Origin of the sequence: Nocardia sp. NPDC056611 (assembly GCF_042792755.1) — a bacterium.
Lineage (GTDB): Bacteria > Actinomycetota > Actinomycetes > Mycobacteriales > Mycobacteriaceae > Nocardia.
On the sequence record NZ_JBHTVV010000002.1, the window covers coordinates 1,213,972 to 1,235,526 of the forward strand.

22 protein-coding genes are annotated in these 21,555 nt (G+C 69.4%); 9 read left to right on the plus strand and 13 right to left on the minus strand.

Features of this window, described 5'->3' with window-relative positions:
- Positions 1-107: 107 nt before the first annotated feature.
- Positions 108-854, minus strand: coding sequence for an IclR family transcriptional regulator (locus tag ACFRAQ_RS14220; RefSeq protein WP_379098965.1), 747 nt, complete (start codon positions 852-854; stop codon positions 108-110).
- Between the two features lie 468 nt (positions 855-1,322).
- Here ACFRAQ_RS14220 and ACFRAQ_RS14225 point away from each other — a divergent pair, with 468 nt between their 5' ends.
- A complete protein-coding gene (locus ACFRAQ_RS14225) occupies positions 1,323-1,664 on the plus strand; it encodes a transglycosylase family protein (protein ID WP_357276906.1) in 342 nt (113 codons plus the stop codon).
- Between the two features lie 79 nt (positions 1,665-1,743).
- On the opposite strand, the gene ACFRAQ_RS14230 is transcribed toward ACFRAQ_RS14225, so the two are convergent.
- The 6 genes from ACFRAQ_RS14230 to ACFRAQ_RS14255 form a co-directional block, all read right to left on the minus strand.
- Positions 1,744-2,541: an ABC transporter ATP-binding protein gene (locus ACFRAQ_RS14230; RefSeq protein ID WP_379098969.1), complete on the minus strand. Its 798-nt coding sequence runs from the start codon at positions 2,539-2,541 to the stop codon at positions 1,744-1,746.
- Positions 2,538-3,596 (minus strand): glycine betaine ABC transporter substrate-binding protein, encoded by a 1,059-nt coding sequence (locus ACFRAQ_RS14235; protein ID WP_379098972.1) that lies wholly within the window; start codon positions 3,594-3,596, stop codon positions 2,538-2,540. Before ACFRAQ_RS14235 ends, ACFRAQ_RS14230 begins: the two co-directional genes overlap by 4 nt.
- Entirely contained in the window at positions 3,593-4,465 is an 873-nt protein-coding gene (locus tag ACFRAQ_RS14240) for an ABC transporter permease (protein ID WP_379098976.1), read from the minus strand. The genes ACFRAQ_RS14235 and ACFRAQ_RS14240 overlap by 4 nt, the downstream gene beginning before the upstream one ends.
- A 138-nt stretch (positions 4,466-4,603) precedes the next feature.
- Complete coding sequence (locus ACFRAQ_RS14245; protein ID WP_379098979.1) at positions 4,604-5,866, minus strand: sensor histidine kinase; 1,263 nt, start codon at positions 5,864-5,866, stop codon at positions 4,604-4,606.
- A gap of 29 nt (positions 5,867-5,895) precedes the next feature.
- Positions 5,896-6,273 (minus strand): response regulator transcription factor, encoded by a 378-nt coding sequence (locus tag ACFRAQ_RS14250; protein WP_379098982.1) that lies wholly within the window; start codon positions 6,271-6,273, stop codon positions 5,896-5,898.
- Between the two features lie 71 nt (positions 6,274-6,344).
- A complete protein-coding gene (locus ACFRAQ_RS14255; RefSeq protein WP_379098985.1) occupies positions 6,345-7,016 on the minus strand; it encodes a response regulator in 672 nt (223 codons plus the stop codon).
- Between the two features lie 335 nt (positions 7,017-7,351).
- Here ACFRAQ_RS14255 and ACFRAQ_RS14260 point away from each other — a divergent pair, with 335 nt between their 5' ends.
- Positions 7,352-7,981, plus strand: coding sequence for a TetR/AcrR family transcriptional regulator (locus tag ACFRAQ_RS14260; protein ID WP_379098988.1), 630 nt, complete (start codon positions 7,352-7,354; stop codon positions 7,979-7,981).
- Positions 7,982-7,993: 12 nt separating this feature from the next.
- Here ACFRAQ_RS14260 and ACFRAQ_RS14265 read toward each other — a convergent pair whose 3' ends face one another.
- Positions 7,994-8,704 carry a TVP38/TMEM64 family protein gene (locus ACFRAQ_RS14265; RefSeq protein WP_379098991.1) on the minus strand — a complete coding sequence of 237 codons (711 nt, stop codon included), beginning with the start codon at positions 8,702-8,704 and terminating at the stop codon, positions 7,994-7,996.
- A 169-nt stretch (positions 8,705-8,873) separates the two neighbouring features.
- Here ACFRAQ_RS14265 and ACFRAQ_RS14270 point away from each other — a divergent pair, with 169 nt between their 5' ends.
- From ACFRAQ_RS14270 to ACFRAQ_RS14285, 4 genes are all read left to right on the plus strand, one after another.
- Positions 8,874-10,709 carry a methylmalonyl-CoA mutase family protein gene (locus ACFRAQ_RS14270; RefSeq protein WP_379098994.1) on the plus strand — a complete coding sequence of 612 codons (1,836 nt, stop codon included), beginning with the start codon at positions 8,874-8,876 and terminating at the stop codon, positions 10,707-10,709.
- A gap of 2 nt (positions 10,710-10,711) precedes the next feature.
- On the plus strand, positions 10,712-12,970 hold the full coding sequence (gene scpA / locus ACFRAQ_RS14275; RefSeq protein WP_357082223.1) for a methylmalonyl-CoA mutase: 2,259 nt from the start codon (positions 10,712-10,714) through the stop codon (positions 12,968-12,970).
- A gap of 107 nt (positions 12,971-13,077) precedes the next feature.
- Complete coding sequence (meaB, locus tag ACFRAQ_RS14280) at positions 13,078-14,076, plus strand: methylmalonyl Co-A mutase-associated GTPase MeaB (protein WP_379100261.1); 999 nt, start codon at positions 13,078-13,080, stop codon at positions 14,074-14,076.
- A 5-nt stretch (positions 14,077-14,081) separates the two neighbouring features.
- Positions 14,082-14,597, plus strand: coding sequence for a GNAT family N-acetyltransferase (locus tag ACFRAQ_RS14285; protein WP_379098997.1), 516 nt, complete (start codon positions 14,082-14,084; stop codon positions 14,595-14,597).
- Here ACFRAQ_RS14285 and ACFRAQ_RS14290 read toward each other — a convergent pair.
- Both ACFRAQ_RS14290 and ACFRAQ_RS14295 read right to left on the minus strand, forming a co-directional pair.
- On the minus strand, positions 14,594-15,571 hold the full coding sequence (locus tag ACFRAQ_RS14290; RefSeq protein WP_379099000.1) for an alpha/beta hydrolase: 978 nt from the start codon (positions 15,569-15,571) through the stop codon (positions 14,594-14,596). The genes ACFRAQ_RS14285 and ACFRAQ_RS14290 overlap by 4 nt on opposite strands.
- A 147-nt stretch (positions 15,572-15,718) precedes the next feature.
- A complete protein-coding gene (locus ACFRAQ_RS14295; RefSeq protein WP_379099003.1) occupies positions 15,719-16,903 on the minus strand; it encodes an acyl-CoA dehydrogenase family protein in 1,185 nt (394 codons plus the stop codon).
- Between the two features lie 184 nt (positions 16,904-17,087).
- On the opposite strand from ACFRAQ_RS14295, the gene ACFRAQ_RS14300 reads away from it, so the two are divergent.
- Complete coding sequence (locus tag ACFRAQ_RS14300; RefSeq protein WP_379099006.1) at positions 17,088-17,543, plus strand: MarR family winged helix-turn-helix transcriptional regulator; 456 nt, start codon at positions 17,088-17,090, stop codon at positions 17,541-17,543.
- Entirely contained in the window at positions 17,540-18,538 is a 999-nt protein-coding gene (locus tag ACFRAQ_RS14305; protein WP_379099009.1) for a zinc-binding dehydrogenase, read from the plus strand. Before ACFRAQ_RS14300 ends, ACFRAQ_RS14305 begins: the two co-directional genes overlap by 4 nt.
- Positions 18,539-18,541: 3 nt before the next feature.
- On the opposite strand, the gene ACFRAQ_RS14310 is transcribed toward ACFRAQ_RS14305, so the two are convergent.
- The 3 genes from ACFRAQ_RS14310 to ACFRAQ_RS14320 are packed head-to-tail and all read right to left on the minus strand — an operon-like array spanning position 18,542 to position 20,860.
- On the minus strand, positions 18,542-18,904 hold the full coding sequence (locus ACFRAQ_RS14310) for a DUF1304 domain-containing protein (RefSeq protein WP_379099012.1): 363 nt from the start codon (positions 18,902-18,904) through the stop codon (positions 18,542-18,544).
- Positions 18,905-18,944: 40 nt separating this feature from the next.
- Positions 18,945-19,832, minus strand: coding sequence for an amidohydrolase family protein (locus ACFRAQ_RS14315; protein ID WP_379099015.1), 888 nt, complete (start codon positions 19,830-19,832; stop codon positions 18,945-18,947).
- Complete coding sequence (locus ACFRAQ_RS14320; protein ID WP_379100263.1) at positions 19,829-20,860, minus strand: nucleoside hydrolase; 1,032 nt, start codon at positions 20,858-20,860, stop codon at positions 19,829-19,831. The genes ACFRAQ_RS14315 and ACFRAQ_RS14320 overlap by 4 nt, the downstream gene beginning before the upstream one ends.
- A gap of 122 nt (positions 20,861-20,982) precedes the next feature.
- On the opposite strand from ACFRAQ_RS14320, the gene ACFRAQ_RS14325 reads away from it, so the two are divergent.
- Entirely contained in the window at positions 20,983-21,555 is a 573-nt protein-coding gene (locus ACFRAQ_RS14325) for a TetR/AcrR family transcriptional regulator (protein WP_379099018.1), read from the plus strand.

A 21,555-nucleotide genomic window follows, 5' to 3' on the forward strand; every position in this document is an offset into this window, starting at 1 on the left:
ACAGAGCCGCATGGGGTTCCTCTTCGGGGGTGGGGACGGTCGATCGGAGTGCTCACATGCTGCGATGGCCGGCAGGCCCCGGCAACCGCCATTTCACGATGTGGAAATCAGCGTGAGCGAAATTCGGCGGCGGAAAGCGTTGCGTCGCCGGTGTTTTGGAACAGCGGTGCGATCCGGCCCGCCGCGATGCGCATGGCCGGGACGACGGCGCGGATGAGTTCGCCATCCAGGCGCGCCGAGCGGGCCTGCACCGCCAGCGCGCCCCGCACCTGCCGGTGCGGTCCGACGATCGGCACCGCGAGCGCGCGGATCGGATCGTCGGTCTCGATGAGCTCGCTGGCGAACCCGCGGTGCCGGACCCGGTCGAGGTCGACATCGGCCGCGGCCCGGCCGGCGGAGTAGGCGAGCAACGCGTGGCCCGTCGCGCTGGCGTGCAGCGACTGCCGGGCCCGCGGCACCTGATGGTGGCAGAAGTGGACGGGCGGGCGGGCCTGGAACACCGTGACCGCGTCGTCGGCCTCGGGCACGCTCACGCTCACCGTGATGCGGATGCCCGCCGCCAGCGCGTACAGGTGCGGTGCGATCGAGTCCAGGCCCAGCCGTGCCAGCGCGGGCCGGGCCAGTGTGGCCAGCCCCTGTCCGACGCGATACCGGTCGGTGGCCGGGTCCTGCTCGAGCAGCCCGCCTCGGACCAGCGCCTGGGCCAGCCGGTGCGTCGTGCTGACGGGCAGCGCGGCCCGGTGGGCGAGTTCGCTCAGCGACAGCTCGGGATCGTCGCCCTCGAGGCAGTTCAGGACGTGGATCGCGCGGTCGACAGCGCGGGCTCCGGACCGGGGTTCATCGATGGCGGCCATGGTTCCTCCTGGGGGACCCGAAACGACGTTCCAGGCACTATCCCGAGTGCTCTGACCTGGGGCAACGGTTGTGCGCACCGCGATCCGAGCCGGTCGGCCCGCGTTTTCGCGCGCGCATCGTTTTGTGTCGCGTTTGTATTACGCGATGGGGGTCACCTTTTATGCGTGACCTCGCTCACAAATTCACGGCTGAATTCCAGAAATGTCATTCTCCGACACTCCGCGACGAACTGCGTAAACCACATAAAGTGCGGTCGCAATCGTTTCGTCAACTGCTCGTGATCGATACGTGATTTGCGGAGATCTTTCCGTTACCGTCGCTAGCGGCTCGGAGAAACCCGGGCTCCAGCTCGAATCGACGAACACCGGCAACTCCGTCCCGCGATTCGAGAGCAACCGATACCCCTGGGGACGGGGACCCGCAGCGAGCAGCACGGGCCGGTGGGAGCGGGGCAAGGAAACAAACTTATGCATCGCAACCGGAAGCTCACCACCCGCACTCGTATCGCCGCCGCCACCGCGGCCGTGGGCGCGCTCGTGTCCGTCCCGTTCGCGCTGTCGACGGCGACCGCCTCGGCCGCCTCGGGCAACTGGGATGCTGTCGCGCAGTGCGAGAGCAGTGGCAACTGGGCCGCCAACACCGGCAACGGTTTCTACGGCGGCCTGCAGTTCACCCAGAGCACCTGGAACGCCTACGGTGGCGCGGGCAGTGCCGCCAACGCCAGCCGTGAGGAGCAGATCCGCGTCGCGGAGAACGTGCTCGCCGGCCAGGGCCGGGGCGCCTGGCCCGTGTGCGGCGCCTACCTGTAATAGGCGTTCCGCTCAGACGGAATTCACAATGGCTCGTGCCGCAACGATGCGGCACGAGCCATTGTCGTATTTCATGCAATCACGCATGGGCTTCGTAGATCGCCTGCGCCAATTCGATCTCGAGGGCCTGGAATTCGGGCTTCGCGGTGACAGCTAACTCCCGGACACCGTGCTTGTCGTCGCCGGGCAGGGTGATGGCCCGGTCCACGATGACGCGCCCCGGCCGGGCGCTCATGACCAGGACCCGGGTGGACAGGAACACCGCTTCCTCCACCGAATGGGTCACGAACACAATGGTTTTCCCGGCTTCGCGCCACAGTCGCAGCAACTCCACCTGCAACCGCTCGCGGGTCAGTTGATCCAGCGCGCCGAACGGTTCGTCCATGAGGATGATGCGCGGATCGTTGGCCAGCACCCGCGCGATCTGCGCCCGCTGCTGCATCCCGCCGGACAGCTCGTAGGGCCGCTTGCCGCCGACGTCACCGAGCCCGACCAGCTCGAGCAGCCGATCCGCCGCGACCCGGCGCGCCTTCTTGTCCACGCCACGGCACTTCGGGCCGAACTCGACATTGCCGCGGACGCTGAGCCACGGGTACAGGGTGGGCGACTGGAAGACGACGCCGCGTTCCGGGCTCGGCCCGTCGACGCGGTCCTGGCCGACCAGCAGGGTGCCGGTGCTGGGTTCGAGGAACCCGCCGAGCAGTTGCAGCAGCGTGGTCTTGCCGCAACCGGACGGCCCGACGATGCTCACGAACTCGCCGGGCTCGATGACCAGATCGGTGGGGGACAGCGCGACGGTGCTGCCGGTCGGGGTGTCGTAGGTCTTGGAGACCTCCGTCAGCACCACCCGGTCGCGCTGGTCGAGTGCCGTCGTCATTTCGTGCTGACCTTGGTTGCCGCCGCCGCGTAGACCGCTCCTGCGTACGCCTCCGGCGCCGCCAGGCCCTGGATCTCGCCCTGGCTCAACAGGAACTCGGCCGAGGCCTTCAGGTCCGCGCCCAGCTGCTTGCCCAGGTAGGCCGGACCGGCCTGCGTCGTGGCGTCGAGGTAGCCGTATTCGCCGAGCTGCTTGCGGATGTCGGCGACCGGAACGCCGAGTTGCGCGGCGATACGGGCGGCGGCGCTGTCGGGCGACGTATTGATGAGCGTGACCGCCCAGTTCTGCGCCGCGGTCCACACGTCCAGGAAGCGCGGGTTGGCCGTCACGAACTCGCTGCGCGCGCCCGCCAGGTCGTAGGTGGGTTTGCCGGCTTTGGCGGTGTCGGCGGCGGTGGTGACCACATGCCCGTTCTTCACCAGCTCCGACAGCGTCGGCTCCCAGACGAACGCCGCGTCGATATCGCCGCCACGCCAGGCCGCGGCGATGGCATCGGGCTGCATGTTCACCAGCGTCACGTCGCGCTCGACCCCGGCGGCGGTGAGCGCCGCGAGCAGGCTGTAGTGCGAGGTGCTGGCGAACGGCACCGCGACCTTCTTCCCGCGCAGGCCCGCCACCGAGGTGATGGCCGGGTCCTTCACGACGAGCGATTCGGCCGCGCCGATCACGTCGTGGATCCACACCGCCTTCATGCCGATGTTCAGCGGCGCGGACAGGGCTCGGGCGGCTGCCGCGCTGCCGAGCAGACCCAGATCCAAGGAGTTCGACCCGAACGCCTGGATGACAGTCGCGCCGGAGGCGAACTTGCTCCACGTGATGGTCGCCTTGGGTAGGCAGGTCTCGAGCAGTCCCGCGTCCTTGACGATCAGGTCCCCGTTGGGGATCTCCTGGTAGCCGAGTCGCACCGTGCCGGTGAAGGTTTCGTCCACCGCCACCGGGCACGCCACCTTCTCCCCGCCGCCGCGCGACTGATCGGTGCGCCCGGACTGGACGCACGCGGTCAGGGAGACGGTGAGCAGCCCGGCGACTGCCAGGGCCGCGACAACGCGTTTCATGCTTGGCCTTTCCACGGCACGACCAGCGTGCCGATCCGACTGATGACCGCGTCGAGCGTGAGCGCGGTGAGACCGATGACGATGATGCAGGCCATGGTCAGCGGGGTATTGAGCTGCTGGCCGGCCAGGAAGGCGAGCCCGCCGATACCCGGGATGCCGTTGTTCAGCTCCGCCGCGACCACGGTGGTCCAGGCGAATCCGACCGCGACCCGGATCCCGCCGATGAGCTCGGGCAGGGTGGCGGGCACCAGCACCCGGGTGACGACCTGCAATCGGTTGGCCCCCAGCGAGCGCGCGGCATTGATCCGGTCGGCCGAAACCTGGTGCACGCCCGCCATGGTCGCGATCACGATGGGTGGGAAGGCGGCCAGGAACAACAGCCAGATCTTGGCGGTGTCGCCGATACCGAACCAGACGATGAGCAGCCCGATATAGCCCAGCGGCGGCAGGGTTCGCACGAAGTTGAGGTAGGGCCCGACGATTGTGGCCAGGGTCCGCGACGTGCCGAGCGCGAATCCGGCTATCGGACCGAGGATCACGGCCGCGCCCGCGCCCGCGGCGATGCGTTGCAGGCTGGCCAGCAGGTGTTCCCACAGGAAGTAGTTCTGCTCGCCGGGCACCTCGCGGGGGACGCCGGGCGCGAGCTGATGCCAGCTGTTGGCGCGCACGAAGGCGTCCCACACAGCGTGCGGGCCCGGCAGGAATTGCGGGTCGACGAGTTTCGCGGCGGTGACGGCCCACCACAGGGCCAGGAATCCGGCCAGGGACGCCGCGCGCACGGCGAGACCGCGAATCGGTCCGGCGGGCAGGGTGATTCGGGTCCGGTCTGCGGAGGCGGTCGTGGATCGGGTCGCGCCGATACTGATCATGCGGGTGTTCCGGGCACGTGGTGGGGACTCACGTGGGTGCGCCTCTCTGTCCGACGGGTGGGCCTGCGGTGCCGGTGCGAGACCGAAACCGTCCGGCCCGATCCTGTCGAGGTGGCGTCGCGGCGAACAGCGCCAGGATCAGCGTGATTCTGAAACCGGCTCCGCCAGCGGCCGGGTGGGAACCGTCGCGGTGAGCCGGGTGCCCGTGCCGGGGCGGGAGTCGACGCGCATGCTGCCGCCGATGACCGCGAGCCGGTCGCGCATGTTCGTCAGCCCGGTGCCGTCGGTGGTGCGATCGGGGTCGAACCCGCGGCCGGTGTCGGTGACGGTGACCACCAGGCCGGTGTCGCTCTGGTGTGCGGCGATGGTGACGGTGGCGGTGGGCCCGCCGTGTTTGGCGCTGTTCTGCAACGCTTCCAGACAGCAGTAGTAGAGCGCTGTCTCGATGTCCGGCCGATACCGCCCGATCCGGTCGGCGCGCACCCGCACGGGAATGGGGGAGCGGGCGGCCGCGGCGGGGAGAGCGCCCGGCAGACCTTCGCGGGCCAGCAGCGGCGGGTAGATGCCCTGGGCGAGGCGGCGGATCTCGGCGATGGCGGTTTGCAGCAGTTCGCCTGCCTCCCCGATCAATCCGACGCCGGCGACCGGATCGGTGGTCACGGTCTGGCGGGCCAGCTGCAGCGTGATCGCCACCGCGACCAGCTGTTGCTGCGCCCCGTCGTGCAGATCCTGTTCCAGCCGCCGCCGTTCGGCATCGGTGGCCGCCACCAGGCGGGCGCGGGAGGACGTGAGCTGGTCGGCGCGTTCGGCGAGCAGCCGCTGCGAGGAGCGCAGCGCGTCGGCATTGCGGCGCGCGATCACCGCCATATCGCCCAGGGTGGCCGCGGTGTGCCAGACCACCAGCAGGATCGGCACGGTCACGGCCGGAAACCCGATGGTGGCAAGGTATTTGGCGACCATCGGCGCGACGACCGAGGCGACCACCGGCAGCGCGAGCGCCGCGCACCCGAAGGTGGTGGCCAGGGTCGCGAGGCAGTACAGCAGCAGGCGGCGGCGCTGCACGTACGGGATCGCGCTGATGGCCGGGATGATCGCGGCTACCACATGCAAGGGCAGGGTGAACGGCGACAGCCACGACGCGGCCAGCGCTCCGGTCCAGATGCACACGGAGAGCGTGGCGATGGCCATTTCGAACGCGCCCCGCGCCGCGATCCGCAGCGCCACCGAGAAGACCACGCATTCGACGACGAGCAGCGCCAGCATCGCGAACACCCAGATCGTCGGCCGCCCGATCGCCACGGCCACGGTCAGTCCGAGCAGCACGCCGTTCGCGATCAGCAGTGCGACGATGAGCTGCCGCAACCGGATCCGGGCCAGAACGTCGGTGCCGTCGGAGTCCACGCCGCCACCCGCGTTCGACCCGCCGGTGTTCAGGGCGGTGTGAGCCCGCTCCAGATGCTGCGCAACAACTGCGGGCTCAGCGTCTCCTTGTGTACGTAACCTGCTGCGCCGCACCGGTATACCTCGTGGGGGAGATCGGATGTGTCATAGGTCGACATGAGCAGCACCGCCACACCGGGATGCGCCCGCCGCAGCCGCCGGGTGGCCTCGATGCCGCCCATGCCGGGCATGTGGATGTCCATCAGCACCAGGCCGGCGCCCGCGCCGCGGGTCAGTTCGAGGGCCGCCTCGCCGCTGTCGGCCTCGCCCGCCAGCACGAACCCGGCGCTCGCGGCCACCATCGCCGCGGCCGCGCGCCGGAAAGCGGGCCCGTCGTCGACGATCCACACCAGCACCTGCTCGGTCATGTGTGCTCCGGCTCGGTCATGAATGTCATGGTGCGACGCGGACCGGGCCTCGGGAAAGGGTGCAGGCACCCCTACCCGGGGTGCGCGGCCAGGTACAGCAGCACCGCGGTGACCCGCTGGTCCAGGGTGGGATCGGAGGTGAGTCCGAACTTCGCGAAGATCGAGTTGATGTGCTTCTCGACCGCGCGTTGCGACAGCGAAAGCCGCTGCGCCACCACCCGATTGCTGCCGCCGCCCGCGATCTCGGCGAGCACCTGCCGTTCCCGGGCGGTGAGGCGGCCGACCAGTTCGTCTTCGCGGCGGCGCGACAACAGCGTCTGCACGATCACCGGGTCCAGCACCGATCCGCCGCCCGCGACCACGTGCACCGCGCTCAGCAGCTGGTCGACATGCGCGATGTGCTCCTTGAGCAGGTACCCGCGCCCGGCGGACCCGCCATCGAGCAGCCCGGTCGCGTACCGGGGTTCGGCGTAGTGGGACAGGGCGATGACGCCGGTGCGCCGCCCGGTGGCGCGCAGCTGCCGGGCCAGCCGGATCCCCTCGTCGGTCCCGGTGGGCGGCATGCGGATATCGGTGATCAGTACATCGGGTTGGTGCCGGTGCACCAGTGCGGCGGTGGCGTCGAAATCGGTGGCGGTGCCGACCACTTCGATGCTTTCGTCGGTGGCCAGTACCCGCAGTACCCCGTCGCGGATCAGCATCGAGTCCTCGGCCACCACAACCGTGACCGCTGTACTACTCACAGTGTCCAAGGATCCTCCGACCGTGGCCCCCGCGCACGGGTACCGCGCGACCCGATCACGCCGACGCGGATCCGCACGCGCCAATCCCGGTGTGCCCCTTGCCCGCGAGGTGGTGCAGGCACCACGTTGATCAGTGGTATCGGCAGGCTGCCCGGGGCAGGCGCGGCGGCCGACCATGGAAGGCGCGAGGACGGTGGGGAGGAGGGGACCCCACCGTCCTCGCGCGGATCACGCCGGTGGCCGGTGGACTGTGAGCAGGTGGGGGCAGGTTGGTAGCGTGGTCGCAGGAAAACGATCGGTTGATCGGTTATGAGCTGAGCCCGGAGGAGAGTGTCGTGACGGCCGTACGGCGGACTCAGGCCCAGCGGCGCGCCGAGACGCGAGAGGCGCTGATCGAGGCCACCATTCGGGCGATCGTCGAGAAGGGCTACTCCAAGCTCACGGTCAACGAGGTGTGCCGCCGCGCCGGCGTCTCGCACGGCGGACTGTTCGGCCGGTTCGACTCGTTGTTCGACCTGGTGGCCGCCGCCGCGGGTGAGGTCGGCCGCCGCCAGATCGAGCGTTTCGGCGCGAACGTCGCCGAGCTGCCCGATCCGCGCGACGTCGACGCGGTGCTGGCGATCTGGCTCGATGCCGCCCGCGACCCGATCAATACGGTGTGGCTGGAGCTGACCATCGCGGCCCGCACCGATGAGCAACTGCGCGAACACCTCTCGGTGGTCCGCGACGAGTACGCCGTGGCCCTGCTCTCCGGCGGCGGCCTGCCCGCCACCCGCGGACTCACCCCCGAACAGAACCTGGCCCTGGGCTCGATCGTGGTGTTCTGTTTCGACGGCTTCGCCATCCACACCGGCACCTTCCCGCAGCCGGAACTGGATGCCATGCGCCTGGCCGCCCTGACCACCATGGTCCGGCAGTACCTGGACACCCACCTCGTATCCGACCGGGCCGCAACCCCAGACTGACCGGTCCCCGGGTCAGCGACCCACGCCGGTCGGGTCTGCCTGGCCGACCGTCGTGCGGGCATCCACGACCAGGCCGATCACACCCACGGCCAGGCAGGCGACGGTCACGATGATCTGGGCGGGGGAGGTCCGATTGGTCAGCGCGTCGCCGAGCAGCACGGTCCCCACCGTGCCGGGGATGATGCCGAGGAAGGTTGCGGCGAGGTAGGGCGTGAACCGGATGGAAGACAGTGCCGCGCAATAGTTCACGATCGAGAACGGCGCGAAGGCGATGAGCCGCAACGAGCCGATCGCCAGCCAGCCCCGCCGCGCGAGCCGGGCGTCCACCGCCTGCACCGTCGGATGGGTGAGCCGGGCGCGAACTCGCTCGTGATCGAGCGCGCGCACCAGCCACAATGCCAGCACCGCGCTCAGGGTGGTGGCGGTGATGGCGAGCGTCAGCCCCTCGGCCGACCCGAACAGCATCCCCGCGCTGAGCGTGAAAATCGTTCGAGGGAACGGGGCGACGCACACGAGTGTGTGCACCGCGAAGAACACCAGCGGCAGCATGGGCCCGACCGAGTCGGCCCACTGCCGGATCTGCTGGGGTGCCGGATGCGGCGCGAAGGCCGCGAGCGCGAAGAGTAGTCCGCAGCCGATCAGCAAGGCCAGGGTGCGGGGTTGGCGCAGGCGGCTGAGCAGCCCGGATACGCGCTCGAGCGGGGAGCTCACGGTTGTTGGCACCGCGCCAGGTTACCCGCTGGTAGCGAGACTCCGGAGACGGCAATCACGGGGGTGCCGCTAGCATCAGGGGAAAGACGAGGAATGCTCGTTAACCAAAGTGACCGTTGATCTGCGCGTATGCCGGCCCAACGGGCACCGCGGTCAGGGAGTGGAAGAAGGAACAGCAGCTATGCCGATTGCTTCCGACTCGGACACCGATCCGGTGCCCGAGTATGCCGCCTGGCGCAAGGGTGTCGCCGGGGTGCTGGCGAAGGCCCGCAGGGTGGATGCGAGCGAACTGCCGGACGAGCCGGAGAAGCTGCTCGCGGTCACGACCTATGACGGTCTCACGGTCAACCCGCTCTACACGCGCCGCGACGAACTGCCCGAGCAGCCGCTGCCCGGGCAGTTCCCCTTCGTGCGCGGTGGCGACGCCACCCGCGACGTGCACCGCGGCTGGTTCGTGAGCCAGAAGTTCGCCGGTGCGGACGCGAAGGCCGTCAACGCCGACATCCTCTTCGCGCTGGACAACGGTGTGAGCGCCGTGCAGCTGGGCGTCGCCGAGCGTGGCGTCCCGGTCGAGGGCGTGGCCACCGCGCTGAAGGGCCTGCTGTTCGAGCTGGCCCCGCTCACCCTGGACGCCGGTCCGGCCGCCAATGAGGCCGCCGCCCAGCTGTTCTCGGTGCTCGACGCGTACGCCGCGGCCAACGCGACCACGGTGCCGAACCGTGCCGACATCCGCGTCTCGCTGGGCGCGACCCCGCTGACGAGCCTGTTCGCGGGCACCTCCGCCATCGACCTGGACGGCGCGGTCGCGCTGGCCCAGCAGGCGGTGGCCCGGCCGGAGACCATCCGCGCGATCACCGTGTGCGGCGTGGCCTTCCACAACGCGGGCGCCTCCGACGCGCAGGAGCTGGGTGCGGCTGTGGCCGCGGGCCTGGAGTACCTGCGCTCGCTCACCGACGCCGGCGCCGACATCGTGGATGCGCTGGGGCAGCTGGAGTTCCGCTTCGCCGCCACCGACGACCAGTTCGAGACGGTCGCGAAGTTCCGCGCCGCCCGCAAGGTCTGGGCCCGCGTGGCTCACGTCTGCGGCGCTCCGTCCGCCGGCAACGCGCCGCAGCAGGCCGTGACCTCCGCGGCCATGATGAGCCAGCGCGACCCGTGGGTGAACATGCTGCGCACCACGCTCGCCGCGTTCGGCGCGGGCGTCGGCGGCGCCGACATCGTCACCGTGCTGCCCTTCGACGCCGCCCTGCCCGCCGGGGAACTCGAGGTGTCGCAGGCGTTCTCCGAGCGCATGGCCCGCAACACCCAGCTGCTGCTGCTCGAGGAATCCCGCCTCGGCCACGTGCAGGACCCGGGCGCGGGCTCCTGGTACGTGGAGTCGCTCACCGATGAGCTCGCCGCCAAGGCGTGGGAGTTCATGCAGGAGATCGAGGCCGCCGGCGGTTACCTGGCCGCGCTGCAGGCGGGTCTGCTCGCCGAGCGCATCGGCGAGACCAAGGCCGAGCGCGATTCCGATGTGGCGCACCGCAAGACGGCCGTCACCGGTGTCAACGAGTTCCCGAACCTGGGTGAGAAGCCGCTGTCGGAGGCCGCGCGCGCCACGGAGTCCTCGGCCCGCTACGGCGCGGCCTTCGAGGCGCTGCGCAACCGCTCCGACGCCTACCTGGCCGCCAACGGCGCGCGCCCGCGGGTGCGCCTGGTTCCGCTGGGCCCGGTGTCGGAGAACAATGTTCGTGTCACCTTCTCCACCAACCTGCTGGCCTCCGGCGGCATCGAGGCGGTCACCGAGGCCGGTCCGTCGATCGCGGTGCTGTGCGGTTCGGACAAGCGGTACGGCACCGACGCCGCCGCGGCGGTGGAGGAATTGCGGGCGGCCGGTGTCACCACCGTGCTGCTGGCCGGACCCGAGAAGGCGGTCGCGGACCTGACCGGCGCCCAGCGCCCCGACGGTTTCGTGACCGCGCGCATGGATGCGGTGGCGGCTCTGTCCGGTCTGCTGGAGAAGCTGGGAGCGTAGAGATGAGCGATATCAAGCACCGGATCGGCAATTTCGCCGAAGTACCGTTGACCGAGGGCGACACCGCCCCCGCCGAGGTCAGCGCCGCGCAGGTCGAGGAGTTCGTCAAGACCGCCGCGACCGCCAATCACTATGCGCCCGAACAGCTCACCTGGTCGACCCCCGAGGGCATCGACGTGCCGCCGGTGTTCACCAAGGCCGACCGGGACGCCATCGTGGCCGAGGGCTACCCGCTGGACAGCGTGCCGGGTATCGCGCCGTTCGTGCGCGGTCCCTACCCGACCATGTACGTGAACCAGCCGTGGACCATCCGCCAGTACGCGGGCTTCTCCACCGCCGCGGACTCCAACGCCTTCTACCGCCGCAACCTGCAGTCGGGTCAGAAGGGCCTGTCGGTCGCCTTCGACCTGGCGACCCACCGCGGCTACGACTCGGACCACCCGCGCGTCACCGGTGACGTCGGCATGGCCGGTGTCGCCATCGACTCCATCCTCGACATGCGGGAACTGTTCGATCAGATTCCGCTGGACCAGGTTTCGGTGTCGATGACCATGAACGGCGCGGTGCTGCCGATCCTGGCGCTCTACGTCGTCGCCGCCGAGGAGCAGGGCGTCGCGCCCGAGCAGCTGGCCGGAACCATTCAGAACGACATTCTGAAGGAGTTCATGGTCCGCAACACCTACATCTACCCGCCCAAGCCCTCGATGCGGATCATCTCCGACATCTTCGCCTACACCTCCGCGAAGATGCCGAAGTTCAACTCGATCTCCATCTCCGGCTACCACATCCAGGAAGCCGGCGCGACCGCCGACCTGGAGCTGGCCTACACCCTCGCCGACGGCGTGGAGTACATCAAGGCCGGTCTGGACGCGGGCATGGAGGTCGACAAGTTCGCGCCGCGACTGTCGTTCTTCTGGGCCATCGGCATGAACTTCTTCATGGAGGTCGCGAAACTCCGTGCGGGCCGCCTGCTCTGGAACGAGCTGGTCGCCAAGTTCGAGCCGAAGAACTCGAAGTCGCTCGCGCTGCGCACCCACTCGCAGACCTCGGGCTGGTCGCTGACCGCGCAGGACGTGTTCAACAACGTCGCGCGCACCTGCGTGGAGGCCATGGCCGCCACCCAGGGCCACACCCAGTCGCTGCACACCAACGCCCTCGACGAGGCGCTGGCCCTGCCGACCGACTTCTCCGCCCGCATCGCCCGCAACACCCAGCTGCTGATCCAGCAGGAGTCCAACACCACCCGTCCGGCCGACCCGTGGGGCGGCTCGTACTACGTGGAGTGGCTGACCCACCAGCTGGCCGAGCGCGCCCGCGCCCACATCGCCGAGATCGAGGCGCACGGCGGTATGGCGCAGGCGATTTCGGAGGGCATCCCGAAGCTGCGCATCGAGGAGGCCGCGGCTCGTACGCAGGCCCGTATCGACACCGGTCAGCAGCCGGTGATCGGCGTCAACAAGTACCTGGTCGAGGAAGACACCCCGATCGAGGTCCTCAAGGTCGAGAACTCGCGCGTGCGCGCCGAGCAGAACGCCAAGCTGGAAAAGCTGCGCGCCGAACGTGATTCGGCCGCGGTCGAGCAGGCGCTGGCCGAGCTCACCCGCGCGGCCGCCTCGACCGAGGGCGGCATGGAGAACAACCTGATGGCCCTGGCCATCGCGGCGGCCCGCGCCAAGGCCACTGTCGGTGAGATCTCCGATGCCCTGGAGAAGGTCTACGGCCGCCATCAGGCCGAAATCCGTACGCTCTCCGGCGTTTACCGGGAGGAGGCGGGCAAGGTGACCAATATCAGCAAGGCCATCGAACTGGTCGAGGAGTTCGCCGAAGCCGAGGGCCGTCGCCCCCGCATCCTGATCGCCAAGATGGGTCAGGACGGCCACGACCGCGGCCAGAAGGTGATCGCGACCGCCTTCGCCGACCTCGGCATGGACGTCGACGTGGGCCCGCTGTTCCAGACCCCCGAAGAGGTGGCGCAGCAGGCGGCCGACAACGACGTGCACGTCGTCGGCGTCTCGTCGCTGGCCGCAGGCCACCTCACGCTGGTGCCCGCCCTGCGGCAGGCACTGGCCGATGTCGGTCGTCCCGACATCATGGTCACCGTCGGCGGCGTCATCCCGCCCGGTGACTACGACGAGCTGTACGCCGCCGGCGCCGCGGGCATCTTCGGCCCCGGCACCATCATCGCCGACGCCGCGATCGACCTGATCGGGAAGCTGGCCGCACAGCTGGGCCACGAGATCGGCAGCGGCGCAACGGAATGAGCGACGCCGCACGCGCGACCGGGGGTGGCGAGAACCACCCCCGGCTCGGCACCACCGCCGGTGTCGGGGTCCCCGGACCCGGCCCCGGCGTTCGGCCCGCCACCCCGGTGGCGCGCCGGGTGATCGACGTCGACCAGCTGGCCGCGCAGGTGCGGGCGGGGGAGCGGGCCGGACTGGCCCGCGCCATCACCCTCGTCGAATCCACCCGGAGCGACCATCGGGAACTGGCTCAGCAGCTGCTGCTGAAGCTGACCCCCGACGCGGGCAAGGCGCTGTCCAATCGCGTGGGCATCACCGGCGTTCCGGGCGTCGGCAAGTCGACGTTCATCGACGCGCTCGGCATGTACCTGATCGGCCAGGGCCATCGGGTGGCGGTGCTGGCCGTCGACCCGTCCTCGACCCTGACCGGCGGCTCGATCCTGGGCGACAAGACCCGTATGGAACGGCTGTCGGTGCAGCGCGACGCGTTCATCCGGCCCTCGCCGACCGCGGGCACGCTCGGCGGCGTCGCGAAGGCGACCCGCGAGACCATCGTGCTTCTCGAAGCCGCGGGCTACGACGTCATCCTGGTGGAGACCGTCGGCGTCGGCCAGTCCGAGGTCACCGTCGCCAATATGGTCGACGTCTTCTGCTTCCTCACCCTGGCCCGCACCGGCGACCAGCTGCAGGGCATCAAGAAGGGCGTGCTCGAACTCGCCGACCTGGTGGCCGTGAACAAGGCCGACGGCCGTCACGAGCTCGAGGCCAAGGCCGCCGCCCGCGAACTCCAGGGCGCCATGCGGCTCGTGCATCCGCGCGAATCGCTGTGGCGGCCACCGGTTCTCACCATGTCCGGCCTCAACGGCACCGGCCTGGACACGTTCTGGGACGCGGTGCTCACCCACCGCCGGGTGCTGACCGAGGCGGGGGAGTTCGCCGAGAAGCGCCGCCGTCAGCAGGTCGACTGGACCTGGACCATGGTGCACGACAACCTGCTGCGCCGCCTGTCCGACAACCCGGCCGTCAAGGCGTTGAAGGCCCCGGTCGAGAAGCAGATCCGCGACGGCTCCCTCACCCCGGCGCTGGCCGCCGAGGAGATCCTGCGGGCCTTCGACGAACGGCCCTGACCGCCATGACCATCCGGATCCGCCCCGGTCTCGCCTCCGACGCGGACGCGGTCGCCACGCTGCACACCGCCAGTTGGCGCACCGCCTACGTCGGGATCATGCCCGGGGCGTATCTGGACGGGGCGCTGGCCGATGACCACCAAGCCATGTGGCTGTCCCGGCTGACCGCGGAGGTCGCGCCCGGCAGCCTCTTCGTCGCCGAATCCGGCTCGGAACTGCTGGGATTCATCTATCTGGCGCCGCAACCGGACGGTCGCGTTCTGATCGACAATCTGCACGTCAGCCCGGCCCTCAAGCGTGGCGGCATCGGGACGCGACTCCTGCGGCACGGATTCGAGTGGGCCGCCGCCGAATTCCCCGGCCACCCGGTGTACCTGGAAGTGCTGGAAGACAATACGGCCGCCATCGCGTTCTACGAACGCCATGGCGGCCGGGCTGGTGTGCCGCGGACCTACCGCTTCCCGCAGGGCTTCGAGGTCCAGGATCTCGAAATCACCTGGCCTGTCACGCCCGCCGGCTAGACCCCGAGGGCGCCGGCGATCAGCGGCCAGGAATCGTGCACGTCATCCTGCCAATACGGCCAGGCGTGCGTGCCGTTCCGGTAGGCGACCTGCGCCGGAATCCCCAGCTCCCCGAGCCGGCTGACCAGGGAGTCCGTGCAGCTGCGGACAACCGTCTCCATGGCCCCGCCCACCGCCATGCGATCGGCCAGCGTGGCCACGTTCCCGCCGATGCTCGGATCCGCGAGGGAATCGTGCACGCCCGATGCGCCATCGCCCGCCGAGATGTAGAGCGCCACCCCGCGTAGCTGGTCCGCGTTGATCACCGGATCGTGGGCGTCCCAGGCCGGATTGTTGTCAGGCCCCCACATGTTGGCGGCGTTCGCCCGGAACAGGCTGAGTTCGGTGCGCACGAAATTGCGGGCCATCGCGTCGGTGGTGCGCGGGCAGCCGCTGAAGGCCCCCACGGCCTGGTACATGCCGGGCGCTTCGATGGCGAGATTCAGCGCCGAGGTCGCGGACATCGACGCGCCCGCGATCGCGTTGCGCCCGGTCATCTGGAAGTGGGATTCCAGCAGCGGCGGCAGTTCGTGGATCAGGAAGGTGGACCACTTGTTGCGGCCCAGCGCCGGGTCGTCGGAGATCCAGTCGGTGTAGAAGCTGGCGCGCCCGCCGATCGGGGTGATGACGTTGACCGGCTTGTCGGCGAAGAACTGGGCGACGTCGGTGCGATTGGACCAGGGTCCGCCGGATTCACCGCCGTCGACCGCGTTCAACAGGTACAGGGCGGGGGCCGGTTCGTCGGGATGCGACACCCAGACCGGGATGTTGCGTCCCATGGCCGCGGAGTAGACGGTCACTTCGTACTGGCGTCCGCCGAGCGGCCGCACGTCCACGATGCCGGAACCGCCGCCGGGGTCGGCGTGCGCGGATGCCGGCACCAGGGCGGCAAATATGGCGATCAGGGCAACGAGAGAACGCGTCAGTCGATGCATGACAGTGAGTATCCCGCCGATGACGTCGATTCTTTCTGACATCAGCACGCGTGTTCTCCGCCGAGGGGTTTCGCGGTGGGCGAAAATGGGTAAAGTCGCGCGGTCCGATAGCCGCATCCTGGCAGCTATCGGACCGCGCCGAGGATGTCAGATCATCATGCGCAGCGGGCCCTCGGGTTCCAGGCCCATGGTGGTCAACGCCGTCGAGTGGTAGATCGAACCGGGCGTGTGGATGGCGTGCTGCAATCCCACGTGCGCGTCGCGCCAGAACCGCTGCATGACGTTCTGCCGCCGCGCCGCGTTGCCGCCGGACCGCGCGAAGATCTGGTCCACCGCCGCCACCGCCCGCCACGCGCAGCGAACCTGATTGCGGCGCACCACGGCTCGGTCCTCGAAGGAGATGGGCTTGCCCTCGTCGGCGAGATCGTAGAGGCGGCTGATGCCGTCGAGCAGCTGGCTGCGGGAGGCGGCGATGTCGGCGGCGGCCTCGGAGATGGCGGACAGCACGATCGGGTCGTCCTTGATCATGGTGCCCGTGGCGGTGACGCGATTGCGCTGGTAGTCGAGGTGGGCCGCGAGCGCGCCCTCGGCGATGCCGATGACCGCGGCGGTGATGCCGAGCGGGAACATCGACCAGAACGGCAGCTTGTAGACGGTGTCGGTGCGGCCCGCGCGTTCGGCGGCCCGCTCGCCTTCGGCGACCGCCTCCATCTCGATGGTCCGGTAGGCCGGAATGAAGGCGCCGTCGACGATGATGTCCTTGGACCCGGTGCCCTGCAACCCGATGACGTCCCAGGAGTCGTCGACGATGGTGTAGTCCTTGCGCGGCAGCACCACGTGCAGCACGGTCGGCGGCATCACCGGATTCCCCTCGGGGTCGGCGAGCAACGCGCCCAGGAAGATCCAGTCGCAGTGGTCGGTGCCGGAGGAGAAGGCCCAGCGCCCGTTCAGCGTGTACCCGCCGTCGGCCTGCTTCGCGACGCCCATCACCGCGTAGGGCGAGGCGATCCAGGCTTCGGGGTTCTCGCCCCACACCTCGTCCTGCAGCCGGCGATCCATCAGCGCCATTTCCCACGGGTGCGCGCCGACCACGCCGGTCACCCACCCGGTGGAGCCGCAGTGCTTGGACACGGCCATGACCGCCTCGGCGTAGTCGCGCGGGTGCGCGGCCAGGCCGCCGTACTCGGTCGGCTGCAGCATCCGCATGATGCCGGTCTGACGGAGCAGCTTCACGCTCTCGTCGGAGAGCTTCCCCAGCCGCTCGGTTTCCGGGGCAGTCGCCGCGAGCTGTCCGGACAGCTCCTCGATCCGGCTCACTACCTCATGCGTCATTGCAACTCCCCGCTGTTCGGCGTCCCTCGATTGGAACGCGTTCCAGGGCAACGTATCCCGAATTCCCGCGGTTTGCCGGACAAACCCGATCGCTATCACCGTGCATCGTCTCCGGGCTGCCGGTGTGACGGAGCAGACGGACAGATAGATTGTGCACAATTTAATTGTTGGCTACCGTGTTGAGGTGACCGATGAGCAGGCACTGGAGAACCAGCTGTGCTTCGCGCTGTACGCGGCGTCGCGGGCGATGACCGGGTTGTACCGGTCCAAACTCGACGCGCTCGGCATCACCTATCCGCAATATCTGGTCCTGGCCGCGCTCTGGCAGCGCGACGAGCGAACTGTCAGCGATCTGTGCGCGGCGCTGGACCTGGACTCGGGCACGCTCTCACCCCTGCTGAAGCGCCTCGAAACGGCGGGCTTCGTGACCCGCCGCCGCTCCACGACCGACGAACGTCGCGTCGAGATCAGCCTGACCGACCGCGGCCGCGACCTGCGCGCGGCCGCCTGCCACATCCCCGGACGGGCCGAGGAGATCTCCGGCATGTCCACCACCGAACTGGCCGACCTGCGGACGACCCTGCACCGGCTCACCGCGGCCCTGGCCGCCCACCCTCGATCGAAGGAGAACCCCTCATGAACGCTCCCATGCGCGCGGTGATCATCGAAGCATTCGGCGAGCCGAAGGACGTGCTGACCACGTCCGAACGGCCGGTGCCCGAACCCGGCCCGGGTGAGGTGCGCGTCGCGACCACCCTGGCCCCGATCCACAATCACGACCTGGCCATCATTCGCGGCATCTACGGCTACCGGCCGGAGCTGCCCGCCGTCCCCGGCACCGAGGCCGTCGGCAGCGTCGACGCCCTCGGCGCGGGAGTCACCGGCCTGGAAGTCGGTCAGCGCGTGACGGTCTCGGGGGTGCAGGGCGCGTGGGCGGAGTATTTCGTCGCCAAGGCGGGCGGCGTGGTGCCGGTGCCGGACGGGGTGTCCGACGCGACCGCGAGCCAGCTGCTGGCCATGCCGCTGAGCGCGCTCATGCTGCTGGAGGACCTGAAGGTCGAACCCGGGCAATGGATCACGATCAACGCCGCCAACGGCGCGGTCGGGCGGCTGCTGAACCTGCTGGCCCGCGCCCGCGGCGTCCATGTGCTCAATCTGGTGCGCAGCGAGGCCGCCGCGAAGTCCTTGCGGGAGCTGGGTTTCGAGCCGGTGCTCGACACCGAGTCCGCGGACTGGGTCGAGCGGGCCGCCGAGGAAACCGGCGGTGAGCCGATCGTGCGCGCGGTCGACCAGGTCAGCGGCAAGGCCGCCAACGACCTCCTCACGGTGCTGGCCCCGCGCGGCGAGCTGATCACGTTCGGTGCGCTCTCCGGTCAGCCGTTGGTGCTCGACCCCGGCCCGATCATCTTCAAACAGGCCGTGGTGAAGGGCTTCTGGGGCTCCAAGCGGGCCGAGGAGATCGGCGGCGAGGAGCGCCGCCGACTCATCACCGAACTGGTCACCCTGGCCGCTAAGGGCGTGCTGGATCTGCCCGTCGAGACCTCCTACCCGCTCGAGCAGGCCGCCGAGGCGGCCGCGGCCAGCGAACGACCGGGCCGCAACGCCAAGATCGCGCTCAGCGTCTCCGGCGGCTAGCCGCTATCCGGCCAGCAGCACCGCGGCCAGCGTGATCGCGCCCGGCACCGCCTGGGCGAACAGGATCCGCCGGCTCGCGGTGGCCGCGCCGTAGAGTCCGGCCACCACCACGCAGGCCGCGAAGAAGATCTTCGCGGCCTGCCCGACCGGATCGGACACGATCAGACCCCAGATCAGGCCCGCGGCCAGAAAGCCGTTGTAGAGGCCCTGATTGGCGGCCAGCACCTTGGTCTCCTCGGCGAACTCGGCGGTGGTGCCGAAGCTCGCGCGAACCCGGGGCGTGGTCCACAGGAACATCTCCATGACCAGGATGTAGACGTGCAACGCGGCGAGCAATCCGACGAGGATTTCCGCGACCAACCGCATGACCGGCCCGCCTTTCTCGATATCGCCAGGGCGTGAGGTGTTATCCGAGAGTGAACACGCGTGCCGCGTTATCGTGACAGACCGCGCGCAGCCAGTTGTCGCCGAGGTCCAGGCGTTCCAGCGCGAACAGCGCGTGCCCGTACGGGTAGGGGATGTTCGGGAAGTCGCTGCCGAACAGGATCCGGTCGCCGAGATCGCGGACGCGGGGGAGTTCGGCGGTGGGGAAGGGGTCCGCGGCCTCGAAGAAGTCGGTGAAGTTCATCGTGGTGTCGAGCAGGACACCGGCGTGAGCCTGGGCGATATCGAGGAATTCGCGGTATTCGGGAGCGCCCATGTGCGCGATGATCAGCCGTAGTCGCGGGAAGCGCCGCAGCAGGGCCGTGATGGGCTCGGGACCGGTGAATTCCCCGGCGGCGGGCCCGGATCCGCAGTGGATGACCACCGGGGTGCCCGCGTCCTGGATCAGGCCCCACACCTCGTCCAGCAGCGGATCGGCCGGGTGGTAGTGACCGACCTGGATGTGCAGCTTGAAGATTCGCGTCCCGGACTCCAGCGCCGCGCGCACGTACTCGGGCGCGCCCGGCTCCGGATAGAAGGTCGAGGTGTGCAGGCAGTCCGGCGTGTGGGCGGCGAAGTCGGCGGACCAGCTGTTGAGCCAGGCCGCCATGTCCGGTTTGTGCGGATAGATCATCGAGGTGAAGGCGCTGACCCCGAACTCGCGCAGCGTCTTCAGCCGCACCTGCTCCTCGTCGCGGTAGGTGATCGGCCATTCACGATGACCCACCAGCGGTCCGGCCGTGTCGAAGTAGGTCCACACCTTGCGCAGCACCTGCTCGGGCATGAAATGCGTGTGCACGTCGATGATTCCGGGCAGTCCGAGGCGCTCGCGGAATCCGGTGACGTAGTCGAGGTCTGTTCTGCCGGTCACCGGTCGGTGTCTCCTTCCGCGAACACCGTCCGCGCGTAATCGCCGACGCGGCCGATCAGCCGCTCGAAGAATTCCTCGGGCCCGGTCGCGACCACGATGTCCGCGTTGGGTTCCCGGCCCCACATCCCCGCCCAGTCGGCCACGGTGGTGGCGCGGGTCAGGGTGCCGGTCAGCTCCACGTCGACCGTCGCGGGCTTGGTGACGGCCAGGCTCGGGTCCAGTGCCACCGCCGCCGCGAACGGGTCGTGCATGTGCGCCAGATAGCCCTGGTCGTAGAGCTTGTGGAAGTCGAAGTAGAAGCGCACCGCGTCGGTGAGGAACCGCACCAGCGGATTGCTCGCCTTCGAGCGGGCGTGTGGCGGATCGTCCTCGGTGACCAGTTCCACCGGCGCGCTGCCCGCCCGTTCGGCCAGCAGTGCCAGGTGTGGGGGCTTCATCTCGATGGTCTCGGTGATGTCGAGCGCGCACACGATCGGTCGGCGGTCGGCGGGCGCGGCGGAGAAGGCGTCGAAGACCTCCTTGGCCGCCTCCGGATCCACGTGCACGTTCCACTCGTTGGTGGGGGTGGTGTTGCCCGGGTGATTGAACGCCCCGCCCATGATGACCAGCCTCCGGAGCAGTTGCGGCAGTCGCGGTTCCAGGCGCAGTGCCAACGCGAGATTGGTGAGCGGGCCGGTGCACAGGCCGACGATCTCGCCGGGGTGCTCGCGGGCCAGGTCGACCCACAGCTGCGCGGCCGGCCGATTCGACAGCGTCCGCTTGCTCGGCGGCAGCTCCGCGTACCCGACCCCCTGCGGCCCGTGGGTGTCCTCGGTGGTGCGCAGCGGCACCGCCAGGGGCGTCAACGCCCCTTGTGTCACTTCGATTTCCGGGGCCCGCGCGAGATCGAGCAGCGCCAGATTATTGGCCGCGACCCGCGGCGCGGGCACATTGCCCGCGGTGGAGGCGATTCCGATGATCTCGGCCTCGGGGGAGGCGAGCAGGTAGAGCAGACCGAGGGCGTCATCGATGCCGGTGTCGTTGTCCATGAGGATCTTCTGCCGCACGGGTTCGAGGGTAGCGGGATCGATGCCCGATGAGACCGAGGCCCGATCGGGCGTTTGATACGGGTGTCTGGAACGAATGTCTAAGACGCTGCTAGGGTGAGGTCATGGGAAATCGAGAAGACCTGCTGGAAGGTGCACGCAAGGCCGTCCTCGAGCGCGGCCTGGCCAAGGTCACCGCCCGGGACATCGCGAGCGCCGCCGGTGTCAGCCTCGCCGCCATCGGCTATCACTTCGGGTCCAAGGACCAGCTGATCACCGAGGCGATCACCATCGGGGTCGGCACCCGGATCGGCGACGGCATGGAGGCCGCCATCCGCGACGCGGGGGAGGGCCACACGCTCTGGGAGTCGCTGGCCGCGACCTGGAACGGATTCGTGGACGTCGTGCAGCGCAATCGCGACGGCCTGCTGTTGAGCATGGAGAACGGCCTGCAGATCGCGCGCGATCCCGCGCAGCAGATCTTCATGGCCGAGGCGACCGAGGTGGCGCACCGCGATATCGTCGCCATCGTCAGATCCACCCATCCGGATCTGAGCGAGGATCAGGCCGTCGCGGTCGGGAAGCTGCTGTTCCTGGTGTTCCAGGGCCTCGCGATCCAGATGGTCATCGCTCCGAGCGCGGAACTGCTGGACGGTGATTCGCTCACCACCGCCATCGAGGCGATCCGAGGCAAGTGA